Source organism: Asanoa ferruginea, assembly GCF_003387075.1.
Classification (GTDB): domain Bacteria; phylum Actinomycetota; class Actinomycetes; order Mycobacteriales; family Micromonosporaceae; genus Asanoa; species Asanoa ferruginea.
Genome location: NZ_QUMQ01000001.1, coordinates 3,593,295 through 3,608,865, shown reverse-complemented (window position 1 = coordinate 3,608,865; position 15,571 = coordinate 3,593,295). Strand labels below are relative to the sequence as shown.

Annotated in this window: 15 protein-coding genes; 12 read left to right on the top strand and 3 right to left on the bottom strand. The window is 72.9% G+C overall.

The window, feature by feature from the left end:
• Positions 1-14: 14 nt before the first annotated feature.
• Positions 15-770: an SDR family oxidoreductase gene (locus DFJ67_RS17055; protein WP_116076311.1), complete on the bottom strand. Its 756-nt coding sequence runs from the start codon at positions 768-770 to the stop codon at positions 15-17.
• 67 nt (positions 771-837) lie between these two features.
• Here DFJ67_RS17055 and DFJ67_RS17050 point away from each other — a divergent pair, with 67 nt between their 5' ends.
• From DFJ67_RS17050 to DFJ67_RS17015, 8 genes are all read left to right on the top strand, one after another.
• Complete coding sequence (locus tag DFJ67_RS17050) at positions 838-1,428, top strand: TetR/AcrR family transcriptional regulator (protein WP_203783578.1); 591 nt, start codon at positions 838-840, stop codon at positions 1,426-1,428.
• Positions 1,429-1,456: 28 nt separating this feature from the next.
• Positions 1,457-2,338 (top strand): helix-turn-helix domain-containing protein, encoded by an 882-nt coding sequence (locus DFJ67_RS17045; RefSeq protein ID WP_116068883.1) that lies wholly within the window; start codon positions 1,457-1,459, stop codon positions 2,336-2,338.
• A gap of 126 nt (positions 2,339-2,464) precedes the next feature.
• Positions 2,465-3,922 (top strand): RICIN domain-containing protein, encoded by a 1,458-nt coding sequence (locus DFJ67_RS17040; protein ID WP_116068882.1) that lies wholly within the window; start codon positions 2,465-2,467, stop codon positions 3,920-3,922.
• 75 nt (positions 3,923-3,997) lie between these two features.
• Positions 3,998-4,717: an ABC transporter ATP-binding protein gene (locus DFJ67_RS17035; protein ID WP_116068881.1), complete on the top strand. Its 720-nt coding sequence runs from the start codon at positions 3,998-4,000 to the stop codon at positions 4,715-4,717.
• Entirely contained in the window at positions 4,714-6,033 is a 1,320-nt protein-coding gene (locus tag DFJ67_RS17030) for an ABC transporter permease (RefSeq protein ID WP_116068880.1), read from the top strand. The genes DFJ67_RS17035 and DFJ67_RS17030 overlap by 4 nt, the downstream gene beginning before the upstream one ends.
• Positions 6,030-7,244: a sensor histidine kinase gene (locus DFJ67_RS17025; RefSeq protein WP_116068879.1), complete on the top strand. Its 1,215-nt coding sequence runs from the start codon at positions 6,030-6,032 to the stop codon at positions 7,242-7,244. The genes DFJ67_RS17030 and DFJ67_RS17025 overlap by 4 nt, the downstream gene beginning before the upstream one ends.
• A gap of 1 nt (position 7,245) precedes the next feature.
• Positions 7,246-7,890: a response regulator transcription factor gene (locus tag DFJ67_RS17020; protein WP_116068878.1), complete on the top strand. Its 645-nt coding sequence runs from the start codon at positions 7,246-7,248 to the stop codon at positions 7,888-7,890.
• A gap of 54 nt (positions 7,891-7,944) precedes the next feature.
• Positions 7,945-8,385, top strand: a complete 441-nt coding sequence (locus DFJ67_RS17015; RefSeq protein ID WP_116068877.1) for an iron chaperone — start codon at positions 7,945-7,947, stop codon at positions 8,383-8,385.
• Between the two features lies 1 nt (position 8,386).
• Here DFJ67_RS17015 and DFJ67_RS17010 read toward each other — a convergent pair whose 3' ends face one another.
• Positions 8,387-8,731, bottom strand: coding sequence for an MmcQ/YjbR family DNA-binding protein (locus DFJ67_RS17010; RefSeq protein ID WP_116068876.1), 345 nt, complete (start codon positions 8,729-8,731; stop codon positions 8,387-8,389).
• A gap of 74 nt (positions 8,732-8,805) precedes the next feature.
• Here DFJ67_RS17010 and DFJ67_RS17005 point away from each other — a divergent pair, with 74 nt between their 5' ends.
• On the top strand, positions 8,806-11,571 hold the full coding sequence (locus tag DFJ67_RS17005) for an ATP-binding protein (RefSeq protein ID WP_170215889.1): 2,766 nt from the start codon (positions 8,806-8,808) through the stop codon (positions 11,569-11,571).
• Between the two features lie 251 nt (positions 11,572-11,822).
• Here the strand turns inward: DFJ67_RS17005 and DFJ67_RS17000 are convergent, their stop codons facing one another.
• Positions 11,823-13,037 carry an amidohydrolase family protein gene (locus tag DFJ67_RS17000; RefSeq protein ID WP_239097165.1) on the bottom strand — a complete coding sequence of 405 codons (1,215 nt, stop codon included), beginning with the start codon at positions 13,035-13,037 and terminating at the stop codon, positions 11,823-11,825.
• 102 nt (positions 13,038-13,139) lie between these two features.
• On the opposite strand from DFJ67_RS17000, the gene DFJ67_RS16995 reads away from it, so the two are divergent.
• Genes DFJ67_RS16995 through DFJ67_RS16985 form a run of 3 tightly spaced genes read left to right on the top strand, consistent with a single transcriptional unit; the run spans position 13,140 to position 15,534 of the window.
• Positions 13,140-13,649, top strand: coding sequence for a SigE family RNA polymerase sigma factor (locus DFJ67_RS16995; protein ID WP_116076308.1), 510 nt, complete (start codon positions 13,140-13,142; stop codon positions 13,647-13,649).
• Positions 13,642-14,880 (top strand): WD40/YVTN/BNR-like repeat-containing protein, encoded by a 1,239-nt coding sequence (locus DFJ67_RS16990; protein ID WP_147315525.1) that lies wholly within the window; start codon positions 13,642-13,644, stop codon positions 14,878-14,880. The genes DFJ67_RS16995 and DFJ67_RS16990 overlap by 8 nt, the downstream gene beginning before the upstream one ends.
• Positions 14,881-14,889: 9 nt before the next feature.
• Positions 14,890-15,534: an MBL fold metallo-hydrolase gene (locus DFJ67_RS16985; protein WP_116068872.1), complete on the top strand. Its 645-nt coding sequence runs from the start codon at positions 14,890-14,892 to the stop codon at positions 15,532-15,534.
• The last annotated feature ends 37 nt before the right edge of the window (positions 15,535-15,571 follow it).

Sequence of the window (15,571 nt, the reverse complement as noted above, 5' to 3'; positions counted from 1 at the left end):
CTGGCAGCAAGGATCTAGACGCGCGGTCCGAGGAACAGGCCGCCGCTCGCGTCGATGACCTGGCCGGTGACCCAGCGCGCCGCGTCGGAGGCCAGGAACGCGACCACCTCGGCGACGTCGTCGGCACCGCCCAGCCGGCCCAGTGCGGTCATCCCGGCGATGGCCTCGGCCAGGCCGGGCGCCGCGAACGCCGATCCGTTGGTCGGCGTCCGGGTGGCGCCGGGCGCGACCACGTTCACCGTGATGCCGCGGGCGCCGAGCGCGTTGGCCAGGGTCAGGCTCATCGTCTCGACCGCGCCCTTGGTCATCGCGAACGACGTCTGGGTCGGGTTGGCCATCCGGGTCGCCACGGACGAGACGGTGATGATGCGGCCACCGTCGGAAAGCAACGGCAGGGCCCGCTGGATGATGAAGTACGGCGCCCGCACGTTCACCGCGAACAGGTGGTCGAACTCCGCCGGCGTCGTGCCACCGAGCGGCCCGGCCGGCGCCGCCGCGGCGTTGTTGACCAGGATGTCGAGCGGCCGCCCGGCCAACCCGGCTGCCACGCCGGCGAAGAGCGTCTCGACGTCACCGTCGACGCCGAGCCGCGCCTCGACAGCGAACGCGCCGCCGCCGATCTCGTCGACCGTCGCCACCGCGCCCTCCTTGTCGGTGCCGAAGTGCACGATCACGGCCGCACCCCGCGCCGCCAGCAGGGCCGCGATCGCCTTGCCGATGCCGCGCGACGCACCGGTCACCAGAGCCGTCCGCCCGGTCAGGTCAGTCATGCCGATCACCTCAATGTGTTAGTCACTACCAACTTGGTAGAAGCTAACACACGGGTAGTCTCTACCAGTGAGCACCTTGCGGGAACAGCGGCGGGCCGAGACCCAGCGCGCGATCCAGGCGCACGCCATCCGGCTGTTCACCGCTCGCGGCTACGACGCCACGACGGTCGCCGACGTCGCCGAGGCCGCCGGGGTGTCGCCGATGACCGTCTACCGGCACTTCCCCACGAAGGAAGACCTGGTGCTGGTCGACGAATACGGCGCGCTCATCGCCGGCCGGATCGCCGCATCGCCGGCCGGGCAACCCGCGGTCCGCCGGATCGCCGGCGCGCTGGTCGAGTCGGCCGGGGTGTTGACCGGTGATGGCAAAGAGAAACAGTTCCTGCTGGCCCGGCTCCGGCTGATGGTCTCGACGCCGGCCCTGCGAGCCAAGCACCTGGACAACTTCTACGCCCTCCAGCAGGCGATCGTCGCCGGCCTCGGCGACGACGGCTCCGATCCCGACGCGACCTTCCGCAACCACGCCGCGGCCAGCGCCTGCCTGGCCGCCATGCACACGGCGCTGGTCCGGTGGACCGAAGACGACGGGCGGGCCAACCTGCCGGACGTGATCTCGAAAGCCCTGGCCGCCGCATTCGGGACGGATTCCGTACACTGATTCTGATCGATGTATTGTCTCCTGGCCGATGCGGGTGGCGATGACCCTCGACAGCGTGCTCTACACCGGCCCGTTCCACCGGGCGCTCCGGAAGGCGATCCGGGAAAGCGGGCTGACCCTTGACCGGGTGCGGGCCCACCTGGCCCGGCGCGGCATCTCGATCGGCCTGTCCAGCCTCAGCGACTGGCAGACCGGGCGGAGCCGGCCGAGCGCCGCGCACACCGTCGCCGCCCTGGAAGAGGTGCTCGGCCTGGCGCCCGACGCGCTGGCCCGGTTGCTCGACTGCGCCGGCAGCCGGGTGCGGTTGGCCGACATCGGGCCGGTGGCCGAGTTGCTCGACGTCGTGCCCGACTCGCGACCCGGCGACCTCGAGTTGGTCAGCACCCAGCACCGGGTGCACGTCGACGACGCCGGGCAGTTCACGCATATGTTCGTGCGCACGGCGATCCGTGCCCTCCGCGACGGCGTCGACCGCTATGTGGCCCGGTTCTACGGCGACCGTGGCTGTGACCCCCACCAGGTGCGCACCCGGCCGTTGCGCAACTGCCGGCTGGGTCGTCGCCTCGTGCACCGGTCCGCGCCGGCGATGGTCTACGAGGTGGTCTTCGAGCAGGCGCTGCGGGCCGGTGACACCTGGGTGTTCGAGACCCAACTCGCCGACCCGGGCGCCGGCGTGTGCTCCGAGTTTGCCTTCGGGTTCCGCTATCCGGCCGAGCAATGCCTGCTCGAGGTGCAGTTCCACCCGGGCGCGCTGCCGGCGAGCACCCGCGCGTTCAGCCAGTTCGACCTCAACGACCGGCGCCACGGCATCGGCGACCTGACCGTGAGCCGGCACCACGCGGTGCATCTGATCGCGTCGGGGGTCGACTCCGGCGTGCTCGGCATCGAGTGGGACTGGCGCGCACTGTAGGGACCGGCCCGACCCCGGTCAAGCTGCGGAATTCCGCAGCTTGCCGGCACCCCGTTGACGGTGCGACAAAGACCGGCACAGCGGTCCGCTCTCCGTCCCAGCGCCCGTCAACGGAATGAGTCCACCATGGCCTCGCTACCCGCGCTTGTCGCCGTCCTGCTCCTCGCGATCGGCTCCCCCGCCAAACACGTCGAGCACCAGTCGCAACTGCCCCTCATCGACGCGGCCACCGTCGTCCGCACCGCCGCCCAGCCGGAAGCCGGGCTCGCCTCCATCGTCATCGAGGAGAAATCGGTGACCGTCTGGTGGAAGGGCGCCGTCCCGGCGAAGGTCGAGGCGGCCGTCGCACAGGCCCGCCGGATCGCGCCCGTCCGGGTGGCCGTTGCCGCGTACTCCATTGTGGAGTTGAGAAATGCCTCTGCCACCCTGGAAACCCAACTCCGCAGCGATCCCGGCTTCCACGGCATCAAGGCCCGGCCCGACGGATCGGGCCTGATCGTGAAGGTCGACGCGGCCGGGGTGAACCGCACGCTGGCCGCGACCGGGGTGCCGGTCTCGTTCAGCGTCGAGCCACGGCTCGCGCCGGTCGCCCGCAACAACGACAGCGCGCCCTGGTCGGGCGGTGCCCAGATCATCAACACCAGCATCGGCGCGGGCTGCACGGCCGGCTACGGCGTCAACACGCCCAGCGGCCCGGCCATCCTGACCGCCGGCCACTGCGGCCAGCCGGGCAACCGGGTCACCGATGGCGGCGGCGAGTTCATCGGCAACATCGGAGCCGACGACAACACGTTCGACGTGCTGCTCATCCCGACCAGCGCGGTCAGCAACCGGATCTACGTCGGCGGCGGCGCCAGCACGCAACAGCTCACGGTCACCGGCGGCGGTGCCCCGTTCGTCGGCGAACGGCTCTGCCAGTCGGGCAACACCAGCGCCAACGCGGTCGGCGGCCAGATCTGCAACCTCCAGGTGCGGTTCGAGGGCACCGACTCGCAGCGGCTGTGGGAAGCCACCCAACTAGACGGCCAGATCGCCGCGCGGCCGGGCGACAGCGGCGGCCCGGTCTACCTCGACCGCGGCGACGGCACCGTGACCGCGCGGGGCACCACCACCCGGGTCGCCGGTTCGGGGCTCGGCTTCGCCGGGTTCGAGAAGGCACAGCAGCGCTTCGGCGTCTCCATCCCGGGCGGCAGCGGCGGCCGGACCGGCCAGGTGGTCAGCGCGGCGACGAACAAGTGCCTGGACATCAACGCCAGCGGTACGGCCGACGGCACCAAGATCCAGATCTGGACCTGCAACGGCACCGGGGCGCAACGCTGGACGATCGGCGGCGACGGCACGGTCCGCGGCCTCGGCAAGTGCCTCGACGTGCGGTCGAGCGGCACCGCCAACGGCACCGTCGTGCAACTATGGGGCTGCAACGGCACCGGCGCGCAGGTCTGGTCGGCCCAGGCCAACGGCTCCCTGGTCAACCCGCAGTCGGGCCGCTGCCTCGATGTGGCCGGCAACGGCAGCGCCGACGGCACCCAGATCCAGATCTGGGACTGCGTCGGCGTCGCCAACCAGCGCTGGGCGCTGCCGTAGAGGTGCGGCTAGCCGCACCTTGACCGGCGGGTCAGCGCGGATGTCCCGGGGAAGCGCCGCGACCAGGGTGAAGGCATGGAATCCGTCATCTCCCTGACGTCGGTGTCGCGGCGTTATCCGCGTGGCGTGCTCGCGCTGCGCGACGTGTCCCTCGAGGTTCCGGCCGGCCAGTTCGTCGCCGTCATGGGCGCGACCGGCTCCGGCAAGAGCACGCTGCTGCACTGCGCCGCCGGGCTCGACCGGCCCACCTCCGGCCGGGTCCGGCTGGCCGGTCGCGACATCACCCGGATGGGCGAGGCCCGGCTCACCCGGCTGCGCCGCGACCGGGCCGGGTTCGTCTTCCAGGCCTACAACCTGCTCTCCGAGCTGACCGTACGGCAGAACGTCGCGCTGCCCATCCGGCTCGGCGGCCCCCGCGCCCGCGGCGTCGACGAGGTGCTCGCCCAGGTCGGGCTCGCCGGCCTCGGCAGCCGGCCGGTCGGCGAGCTGTCCGGCGGCCAGCGGCAGCGCGTCGCGATCGCCCGGGCGCTGGTGACCGGGCCGGCGGTGATCTTCGCCGACGAGCCGACCGGCGCGCTCGACCCGACCACCGGCGCCCGGATCCTGACCCTGCTGCGCGAGGCCGCCGACCGCGACGGGGTGACCGTGCTGATGGTCAGCCACGACCCGATCGCCGCCGCGTGGAGCGACCGCCTCGTGCTGCTGCGCGACGGCAGCGTCGCCGACGACGGCCCGGCACCGGGCGCGGCCGCCATCTCCGATCGGCTCAAGAGCGTCTCGGCGGTGACCGCGTGATCCGCCAGGCGCTGCGCCGCAACCCGTGGGCGTTCCTCGGCCCGGCCGCCACCCAGGCACTCGCGGCCGCGCTGGTCACCACCGGGCTGTGCCTGCTCGCCTCGTTCGACGGCGCACCGCTCGATCCGGCCCAGCGGGCCGCGCTCACCGACAGCGGCATCGCCGACCTAGGGCTGATCTTCGTGGTCTCGTCGATCTACCTGTCGCTGCTGATCGTCGGCGTGACGATGGGCACCGCGATCGCCGACCAGGCCCAGGACCTGGCGCTGGTGCGCACGATCGGCGCGACCCCGGCCCGGGTCCGTCGCACGATCGCCGCGCAGGCCGCCCTGATCGCCGTGCCCGCCACGGTCGCCGGCATCCCGCTTGGTCTGCTGGCCGGGTATACCTGGCTGAGCGGCCTCACCGGGCACGGCGTGGTGCCGGCCGAGGTCAGCTTCCGGATGCACGGCGGCACCGTGCCGATCGCGTTCGCGGTCACCGTCGGCACGTCGTTGCTCGGCGCGCTGATCGCCGCGATCCGGCCGTCCCGGCTACGGCCGGCCGTGGCGCTGACCGAGGCCGCGGTGCCCCGGCGGCGGGCCGGCCTCGTGCGTACCCCCGTCGGATTGTTGTTGGTGGCCGGTGGCATCGCGCTGGCCGTGCTGCTCACCCGAGCCGACGCCGACACGGCCGACCAGGCCGGCTTCTTCGTCATGCTCGCCATGTGCGTCGGTGTCGGCCTGCTCGGACCGCTGCTGTTGCGGGTCGCCGCACCGTTCGCCCGCCTGTTCGGCTCGACCGGCAAGCTCGCGGCCGACGCGGTCAACGCCCGGGCCCGGTCGCTGTCCGGCGCCCTGGTCCCGCTCACCCTGGCGGTCGGGTTCGCCGCGTTCACGATCGTGCTGGGCACGACGACCGAGCACGTCACCGGCGTTGCCACCCCGGCCGCCGACCGCTGGCTGCAATACGCCGGTACCGGCGCCTACACCACCTTCGCCGCGATCGCCGCGGTCAACACCCTGGTCACCGTCATCCAGGCGCGCCGGCACGACCTCGCCGTCATCCGGCTGGCCGGCGGCACGCGGGGGCGCACGCTGGCCGTGGTGATCTGCGAGGCTCTGGTGGTGACCGCCACCGCCCTCGTGGCCGGCGCCGTCGTCGCCACCACGACCCTGCTGCCCCTGCTGCACACCGCGCTGGGCACCTGGCGCCCGTGGCTGCCGGTCTCCTGGCTGCTGGGCGGCATCGCGATCACCGCCGCGCTGGTGCTCGCCGGCATGGTGCTGCCGGCCGCGGCCAGCCTGCGCCGGGCACCGATCGAGGTCGTCGGATGATCCTGCTCCGGGTCTGGGCGACCGCCCGCATGTGGCGCGAGCTGGCCTTCGTGCTGGTGACCGCGCTGCTCAGCGTGGCCACGTTCGCGCTGGCCCTGCTCGGGATCGCCGCCGGCGCGCTCTCCGTCGTCATCTTCGGGCTGTTCCTGCTCGCCGGCGTGCTGTTCCTGGCCCGGGGCAGTTCCCGCTACTTCCGCGTGCCGGCCCGGCGGTTCCTCGACTGGGACTGGCCCGACCCGCCACCGCTGGGCCCGCGCAGCCGGTGGGGCCGGATCGTCGCGGTGCTCGGCGATTCCACAGCCTGGCGGGCGCTCTGCTACTGCTTCGTGAGCTTCCCGCTGATCTTCGCGGGCGCCTACGGCGTGGCCATCGCCATCGTCAGCGGCCTGCTGGCGCTGACCTATCCGGGGTGGTGGTTCCTGTGGCCGAACCCGCTCAACTCGCTGGACGCGCACACCTGGGGCCAGACCTGGCTGGAGGCGGGCCGGGGCGCGCTGCTGCTGCTCGCGCTGCCATGGTTTGTCCGGCTGATCGTGCTCGCCGACCGCTGGCTGGTCCGCGGGCTGCTCAACCCGACCCGTGCGGCCCGCCGGATCGCCCAACTCGAAGCCGGCCGGGCGGCCCTCCAGGCCGACGCGGCGGCGGTGCTCCGCCGGGTCGAGCGCGACCTGCACGACAGCACCCAGGCGCGGCTGGTCTCGCTCGGTGTCGCGCTGTCCCGGATCGAGCACCGCAGCACCGAGCAGCCGGTGCGCGACGTCGCCGCCGACGCCCGCGGCACCGTCACCGAGGCCCTCGCCGAGTTGCGCGACATCGTTCGCGGCCTGCATCCACCGGCGCTCGACGACGGCCTCGACGTAGCACTGTCCACACTGGCTGGTCGCAGCGCGGTGCCGGCGTCGGTGACGGTCGAGCTGACCCGGCGACCACCCGACGCGATCGCCTCGGCCGTCTACTTCACCGTCGCCGAACTGCTGACCAACATCGCGCGGCACGCTTCGGCCAGCCGGGTCCGCATTTCGCTCCGCGACGGCAGCGACCTCACGCTCGTCGTCCACGACGACGGCCGGGGCGGGGCGACCGCTAACGGAACCGGCACCGGGCTGGCCGGGTTGACCCGCCGCGCCGAGGCGCTCGACGGCGCGCTGCACATCGAGTCGCCCGCCGGCGGCCCGACCACCATCACCATGACCCTGCCCCGGGAGCCCTGAGATGCGCGTCGTCATCGCCGAAGACAACGCCCTGCTGCGCGACGGGATCGTGCTGCTGCTGGGCGAGCACGACATCGAGGTGGTCGCCGCGGTCAGCGACGGCGACGCGCTGCTGGCCGCCATCGCCGCCGAACGGCCCGACGCGGCCGTCGTCGACGTGCGGATGCCGCCGACGCACACCGACGAGGGCCTGCGGGCGGCGCTGACGATCCGCTCGGAGCACCCCGAGATCGCCGTCCTGGTGTTCTCGCAGTGGGTGGAGACCAGCTACGCCCGGCGGCTGCTGTCGGAGCACACCGGCCACGTCGGCTACCTGCTCAAGGACCGCATCGTGAGCACCGGCGAGTTCGTCGACGCGCTGCGCCGGGTGGCGGCCGGCGGCACCGCGCTCGACCCGGAGGTGGTGCGGCACCTGCTCGCCGCGCCCGCGGTGGACGCCGGGCTGGCCCGGCTGTCGGCCCGCGAGCGGGAGATCCTCGGCCTGCTCGCGGAGGGTCGCTCGAACGTGGCCATCGCCGAGACGCTGCATCTCGCCGAGCGCAGCGTGGAGAAGCATGTCACCGCCATCCTCACGAAGCTCGACCTGCCACACGACCGTTCAGACCACCGCCGGGTCCTGGCCGTGCTCCGCTACCTGCGCGCCTGAGCTGGTCAGTTTCGGAGAAGCCCAGGTCGCTGTGCGCCGCCTAGCCTTGTTCACATGACCGAGACGAAGTACGACGGGTTCACCGACGAAGAGCGCGACGCCATGAAGGAGCGGGCCAAGGAGCTGAAGACGACCGCTCGCCGCGGCTCCAAGACGAGCAAGGCCGACGGCGAGGCCGACCTGCTCGCCAAGATCGCGGAAATGCCGTCCGACGACCGCGCCATCGCCAAGAAACTGCACGCGCTGGTCAAGAAGAACGCGCCGACCCTCACCCCCAAGACGTGGTACGGGATGCCCGCGTGGGCCTTGGACGGCAAGGTGCTCTGCTTCTTCCAGCCCAGGGAGAAGTTCAAGACGCGGTACGCGACCCTCGGCTTCAACGACGTCGCCAAACTCGACGACGGCACCGTGTGGCCGACCGCCTTCGGCATCGTGAAGCTGACCGCCGACGACGAGGCGATGATCGCGGCGCTGCTGAAGAAGGCCGTGAGCTGAGTCAGTCGCTCGGCGCCCGCATCCGCCAGGCGTCGGTGACCAACTCGCGCAGCCGGTCCTGCTCGACCCGGGCCAGCCAGAGCATGACCAGCGGCAGACCGTCGTACGCCGGCGTGGTGAAGAAAAGGTCGGGTTCGCCCAGCAGCAGCGCCTGCTTCTCGGCCTCGTCGCCGACGTAGAGCACCGCGATGTCGCTGCGGATCACCCGCCGCTGGACCGGGCGGCGTTCCGGGTATGACCAGACGAAGCCCTTGTCGGCGACCCGGAAGTCGAAGCCCTCGCTCTCGATCTCCACCACCTGCGGTAGTGCCAGCGCCAGGGCACGGACGTCGTCGGCGTCAGCCATCCGCACAGGCTAACCGCGGTCGCCATGGCGACTCGCTACTGCCCCGGATCGATGCGACGACGTACGGTCAGGGCGTGCCTCGCGTGTTGTTACAACGCGACGCCGAGCTCGCCTCCCTCGGGCGGCAGGTCGCCACAGTGCGAGCCGGCATCGGGCGGATGATCATCGTCGATGGGCCAGCCGGCATCGGCAAGTCCAGCCTGCTCAGCGCCACCGCCGAGACGGCCGCGGCGGCCGGAATCCGCACGCTGCGGGCGTCCGGCAGCCCGCTGGAGCAGGACGCCGGCTGGGGCGTGGCCCGGCAGCTCTTCGCCACCTTGCGCGCCGCTGAGTTCCCGGTCGGCGCGGCCGCCCTGGCACGGCGGGCGCTCGACGCCGACGAGGCCGAGCCGGTCCGCGGCGGCGACGCGATGCACGCCGCGCTGCACGGCCTGACCTGGCTGGCCGCGGGCGTCGCCGAGCGCGGGCCGACCCTGATGGTCGTCGACGACGTGCACTGGGCCGACCCACCGTCGCTGCGCTGGCTGGCCGGGCTGGGCCGGCAACTCGGCGAGCTGCCGCTGGCGATCCTGTGCGCGGTGCGCAGCGGCGAGCCGCCCACGTCGGTCGACCTCCTCGACGAGTTGCTGGCGCTCGCGCCGGAGCCACCGGTGCGCCCCGGCCCGCTCGGCCCGGCCGCGGTGGGTGCGGTGGTCGCGCACCGGTTGCCACACGCCGGGGCGACCTTCGCGCCGGCCTGCCACGCCGCCACGGCCGGAAACCCGTTCCTGCTCGGCGCGTTGCTCAACCACCTGATCGCTGAGCGCGTGGAGCCCACCGACGAGTTCGCCGCCACGCTGAGCGCGTTCGGCCCGGAGCAGGTCGCTCGCAGCGTCGGCCGGCAACTCGGCCGGCTACCCGCGGGCTCGGCGTCACTCGCTCGGGCGTTCGCCGTTTTGGGCCGGGGCGCGCCGCTGCGCCACGCGCGCGAGCTGGCCGGGCTGGCACCCGACGACGCCCTGCGGGTGGCCGACCGGCTGCGGGCCGCCGGGCTGCTGGACCGCGCCGACGACAGCTGGTTCCTGGTGCACCCGCTGGTCGCCGGGGCGCTCTACGGCGAGCTGGGCGGCGGTTCGCGGAGCCTGTGGCATGCGCGGGCGGCCCGGTTGCTGGCTCTTGAACGGGCCGACCCGGAGGCCATCGCGCTGCACCTGTTGCACACCGAGCCCGCCCGCGACGAGACGACCGTGGCCACGCTGCGGGCCGCGGCTTCCCGGGCGGGCCTGCGCGGGGCGCCACAGAGCGCGGCGGTCTTCCTGCGGCGCGCACTGGTGGAGCCGCCGCCCGACCGGGCCGTCGAGGCAGACCTACGCAACGAGCTCGGGCTGGCGTTGGCTGCCCACGTGCAGCCGGAGGCGCCCGCGCTGCTGGCCGAGGCCGTCGACCTGGCCGCTACGCCCGAGCAACGCGCGCGGATCGCCCTTTCCGGGGCTCGGGCGCTCGGGCTGAGCGGTCACTTCGTCGAAGCGGGGCGGCTGTGTCGCAGCGGCCTGGACCGATCGGACGGCATCGCGGCCGATGTCCGCGCCCAGCTCGAAGCGGAGCTGGTGGGCAATATCTGGCTCGACACGTCGACAGTGGACGAGGCTCGGGGCTGGTTGCGGCCGGCGCCGCTCTCGACGGAGCCGGCCTGGCAGGTGGTCGCGGCGTTGGCGGCCCTGTTCGACGGGGCTCCGGCGACCTCAACCCTGGTCCTGGTCAAGCCGGCGATCCACAGTGGAAGGCTGGACGAGGCCGGTTCGATCCTCGCCACGGTGGCCAAGTTCGTCCTCATCGACAGCGGCGAACTCGACGACGCGCGAGCGTATTGCACCGCGCTGATCGAGGCGGCCCGCCCGCGCGGCTGGCTGATCGCTCTCGCGCACGGCAGCTTCCTCCGCGCGCTGGCCTTGACCCGGGCCGGCCAGATCAGCGACGCGGTGGCCGACGCCCGGTTCGCCTACGAGTTCAAGCTGGTCAACTCGCCCCTGCCGGCCCTGCTGTGGTCGGTGTTCACGCTGGTCGAGGCGCTGACCCAGCACGACGAGCTGGCCGAGGCGGACAGGGTGCTGCGCTCCGTCGGCGATCCACCACCCGGTTCGCTGGCCACCGTGCACCTGTTGGAGACCCGTGCCCGGCTGCGGCTGGCCCAACACCAACCGGCGCAGGCCCACGCCGACCTGGTCGCCGCCGCGGACCATTGGCGGCGCTTCGGAGCGGTGCACCCCGGCCTGGCGTGCTGGCGCGTGGACGACGCCGAGGCACTGGTGGCACTCGGCGACCGGGCGGAGGCGCGCCGGCTAGCGGAGGAGCATCTCGACCTCGCGGCCCGGGTCGACCTGCCCGGCCCGCGCGGCGCCGGCCTGCGGGCACTGGCCCGCACGTCCGGGCGGAAGGCCGTCGACCTTCTCGAAGAAGCGGTCGCCGTGCTGGCCGACTCCCCGGAACGCCTCGAATATGCCCGCGCGCTGGTCGACCTGGGCGCGGCACTCCGGCGCGGCAACCACCGCGAGGCCGCCCGCGAACCGCTCCGCCTGGCCCTGACGGTTGCAGATGGAGGTGGCATGCGGTTGCTCGCGCGGCGGGCGCGGCAGGAACTCTCGGCGGCCGGTGCCCGTCCCCGCCGCGCGGCGGTGACCGGGGTGGACGCGCTGACCTCGGCCGAGCTGCGGGTGGCCAGCCTCGCGGCCGAGGGACACAGCAATCCGGAGATCGCGCAGCGCCTGTTCGTCACGCGCCGCACGGTCGAAACCCACCTCACCCACGTCTACGCCAAACTGGGCGTAACAACCCGAACCGACCTCGCGGCAAGCCTCCGCTGACCCGGAGTGCGGTTGGCGGCAGATCGGGCGTGTCGGGCAGCCCCGACGGATGTTCTCGCGGCGTACATGTTCTTTCATGTAGGTACATGAAAGAACATGTACGCCGGCAAAACCAGGAGTCCGGCAACCGATGAAGCCGTCAGGAGCGGGCCCCGACAGCGGGGGCTAGCTTGCACGCTGCAAGCGGGTCGGGGGCGGTGCCGCTGGACTGCGCCGCACTGCCGTCCATCCTGGACGGTGACGGAAAACAGTTACCGGGTGGCGAGCGGCTCGCCGCGGACGTAGACGGCCTTGATCCGGTCTAGCGCGGTCGGGTCGGTCAGGGGGTCGCCGTCGATGGCCAGCAGGTCGGCGTCGTAGCCCGGTGCGATCCGGCCCTTGCGCTCCCCCAGGCCGATCACCGTGGCGGCGCGGGAGGTGCTGGCCCGCAGCGCCTCCGCGGGCGTCATGCCTACCCACGCCGTCAGCATGCCGACCGCCGAGCGCAGCACGTCAGCCGGCTTGCCGGGGCCGAGGCCCGCGTCGGTGCCGGCGATCAGGTCGACGCCGGCGGCGTACATCTTGCGGATGTTGATGATGATCGAGGGGATCCGCTCCCTTATGCCGTTCGGGGGCGGCGGGTCGCCGGGGCGGATGACCATGCCGAGCGTGAGGCCGACGGTGACCGGCGCCGCGGCGAGGGCGGCGACCAGGTCGTCGGGCATCGGGTCGATGCCGTCGGCGGTCATCAGGGTGACGTGTTCGAGGCCGTCGACGCCGGCGGCGAGGGCGTCGCGCACCGTCTGGAGGCCGTGCGCGTGGGCAACGATCGGCAGGCCGCACGCGTGCGCCTCGTCGACGGCGGCGCGCAACTCGGCGGCGCTGAACTGCGACAACTCGGGCCGGCTGCCGGGCGTGATGTTGCCGCCGCTCGCCATGATCTTGATAAGGTCGGCGCCGCGTTCGGCGTGGTCGCGGACCGCGGCGCGCAAGCCGTCGATGCCGGCCGCGGCGCCGCCCAGGTAGTGGCAGTGGCCGCCGGGGGTGGTGATCGGCGGGCCCGACGCGACGATCGTCAGCAGGGTGCGGTCGGTGCGCGCGGCCTCCCGCAACCGCAGTGCCAGGTAGCCGCGGTCGCCGAGGTCACGCACGGTGGTCACGCCACCGGCGGTCGTGCGGCGGGCGGCCTCGATCATCGCGGCGTACGCGGACTCGTCGTCGCGGTCGGCCAGCGCCGCCACCGGGTCGAGGGAGGCGTCGAACGCCAGGTGGACGTGCCCGTCGACCAGGCCCGGCAGCAGCGTCGCCGAGCCGAGGTCGACGACGTCGGCGCCGTCGGGCGGTGCCGTGCCCACCGAGACGATCAGGCCCGTGCCCGGGTCGACGGTGACGACCGGGTTGGGGGTCAGCGCGTCGCCGGTCCCGTCGAAGAGCGCGGCGGCTCGGACGGCCGTGAGCCGCTGGCGCGGGGTCGCGGTGACTGTCACCCCGGCAGTGTCCCGCCGTTGAGCCCGGCACGATGTCAAGTGGACTACACACCCGTGCAACCGATTGGCTGGCCGCGGCGCACCTTTAACCGAGGAGGTGTCATGCCGCGCGGCGAGACCGATGATCAACGGCAGTTCCGGGAATACTTCACGGCACGGCGCGATGCGGTCCGCCGGACCGCGTACGTGCTGTGCGGTGACTGGCATTGGGCCGACGACCTGACCCAGAGCGCCTTCATGCGGCTGGCGGTGAGCTGGCGGAAGGTGCGCGACCGCGAGGCGCTCGACGCCTTCCTGCGCACCTGCCTCGTCCGCGCCTACCTCGCCGACGTCCGCCGGGTCTGGCGGCGCCGGGAGCGATCGGTCGCCGAGCCGCCCGAAGGATCCACCGAGATCAACCCGACGCAGCGGATGGAGTTCGTCGCGGCGTTGCGCCAACTCCCGCCGCGGCAGCGGGCGGTCCTGGTCTGCCGCTACTACCAGGACCTCGACGTCGCCGAGACCGCTGCCGTCCTCGGGTGTTCACAAGGGACGGTCAAGAGCCAGGCCGCGCGCGGGCTGGCGAAGCTGCGCGAACTGCTCCGCGAAAAGGTGGGTGCGTCCAGTGAGTGAGCTGAAGCGCCGATTGCGGGACGTGGCCGGCAGCGACGGGCCGCCGAGCCGGCTGTCCGCCGACGAGGTCTACGCCGAGGCGTTCCGCCGGCGGCACCGGCGGGCGACCGCGTGGGCGGCCGGCGGCGTGGTGGGTGTCGTGCTGGTCGGCGCGATGGGCGTGACCACACTGGCGACGCCGGACCCGGTCACCGCTCCGCATCCCGCGCAGAGCGCCGACGGTTGGCCCGCCGAGACCAGGGACGGCACGATCATCTCGGCCGCCGCCACCGACGCCACGCATCTCTACGCCGGGGTTGCCTCCTGCCCAGGGCAGGATCAGGTCCGGCACTGCACGACCCGGCTGGTCGGGTCCGACGATGCCGGGCGCACCTGGACGGTCCGCCAGACCGAATTCGGTGACGGGCAGGTGACCGCGCCCGCCCCGGGTGTGCTGCTGCGGACCATCGAAAGCGTCAGGTCGCCGGTCGCCAAGATCTCCTATCAACACCGGATCAGCACCGACGGCGGGCGGACCTGGCGGGAGCTGCGGCTGAGCGGTGAGCCGTTGGCCGAGGTCCCGTCGGGCGGCTGGCTGCAGTGCGCCCAGCCAACAGCCCACCCGACAGCCCAGACGTGCTCGCTCCTGGCGGTCGACCCCACCACGGCCGTGGCGGCCCGCTTGGCCAGCCAGCCCGCGCTGACGATCGAAGCACCGGCTCACGTGCCGACCTCGGCCGGACTGTGGGTCACCGGCCATGACCCGACCGACCGCTCCCGCCCCGCGGTGGCCGTGAGCCATGACCGCGGCCGCACCTGGGAGACGCACGTTTTCGGGCGGGAGGAACTGCTCTCCACCTACCTGGACGCGGTGCCGTTCAGTGTCGACGGCGACACGGCGTACACCGTGATCTCGGGGTCGAAGCCCTCGGTCTTCCGCAGCACCGACGGCGGCCGCAACTGGCAACCGGACCCGGGCAGTCCGCCGCGTGTCGCGGACAGCTTCGTCGCCGCCGATGGCACGCACATCGTGCTGGGTAGCGCGGATCCGCCCTGGCTCTGGTACGCCGGCGATGCGAGCGGCTATCACCCGGTCGAGCTCAAGGGCCTCAGCGACCGCCTCCCGCCGGCGCCGGCGCTGGTGCGGGTCACGGCGCCGGGTGTCTACGTGGCGTTCGACCGAGACGCCGTCTACCGGTCGGCCGACGGCCTCAACTGGACCCGCACCCTGGTCCGGGTGCCTCCGTCGTAGAGTTCGATCATGTTGCTCACCAAGTACACGCACGCCTGCGTACGTGTCGACGACGGCGACCGCCGGTTGCTGCTCGACCCGGGAATCTGGACCGAGCCGGAAGCCTTCGACGGCGTGACCGACATCCTGGTCACGCACGAACACGCCGACCATTTCGCCGTCGAGCCGATCGCGGCGCTGCTGGCCTCCTCGCCGGAGCTGCGGATCTACGGCCACGAGTCGTTGCGGGCGGTGGCCATCGAGGAGAACGCACCCGCGGTGGCCGAGGCGATCCAGGCCGTGGCGGTCGGCGAGACGTTCACGGCCGCCGGGTTCGCGGTCACCGCCGTTGGCGGCAAGCACGCGGAGACCTACGACGGGCTGCCGCGGTGCGCCAACATCGGGTTCATCGTCGACGGCGTCTACCACCCGGGCGACTCGTTCTTCGTGCCGGCGGAGCCGGTGGCCACGCTGCTGGTGCCGGCCAGCGGCCCATGGTTCAAGCTCCGCGAGGCGCTCGACTTCACCCGCGCGATCGCGCCGCAGCGGGCCGTGCCGATTCACGACCGGATGCTCTCCGCCGACGTCGGCTACGACAACTTCGACGGTTGGCTGACCGAGAAGGGCGGCACGGCGTATGAACGCATCCCGCTCGGCACATCGCTCACTGTCTAATGTAGCGTCGCGCGCACCCCGCAGCGTGGGCCTGCGG

Excerpts from the sequence above, each read along its gene's own strand:
- DFJ67_RS17055 (WP_116076311.1), bottom strand. The coding sequence starts at position 770 with ATGACTGACCTGACCGGGCGGACGGCTCTGGTGACCGGTGCGTCGCGC.
- DFJ67_RS17045 (WP_116068883.1), top strand. The coding sequence starts at position 1,457 with ATGCGGGTGGCGATGACCCTCGACAGCGTGCTCTACACCGGCCCGTTC.
- DFJ67_RS17040 (WP_116068882.1), top strand. The coding sequence starts at position 2,465 with ATGGCCTCGCTACCCGCGCTTGTCGCCGTCCTGCTCCTCGCGATCGGC.
- DFJ67_RS17035 (WP_116068881.1), top strand. The coding sequence starts at position 3,998 with ATGGAATCCGTCATCTCCCTGACGTCGGTGTCGCGGCGTTATCCGCGT.
- DFJ67_RS17025 (WP_116068879.1), top strand. The coding sequence starts at position 6,030 with ATGATCCTGCTCCGGGTCTGGGCGACCGCCCGCATGTGGCGCGAGCTG.
- DFJ67_RS17020 (WP_116068878.1), top strand. The coding sequence starts at position 7,246 with ATGCGCGTCGTCATCGCCGAAGACAACGCCCTGCTGCGCGACGGGATC.
- DFJ67_RS17015 (WP_116068877.1), top strand. The coding sequence starts at position 7,945 with ATGACCGAGACGAAGTACGACGGGTTCACCGACGAAGAGCGCGACGCC.
- DFJ67_RS17010 (WP_116068876.1), bottom strand. The coding sequence starts at position 8,731 with ATGGCTGACGCCGACGACGTCCGTGCCCTGGCGCTGGCACTACCGCAG.
- DFJ67_RS16995 (WP_116076308.1), top strand. The coding sequence starts at position 13,140 with ATGCCGCGCGGCGAGACCGATGATCAACGGCAGTTCCGGGAATACTTC.
- DFJ67_RS16985 (WP_116068872.1), top strand. The coding sequence starts at position 14,890 with ATGTTGCTCACCAAGTACACGCACGCCTGCGTACGTGTCGACGACGGC.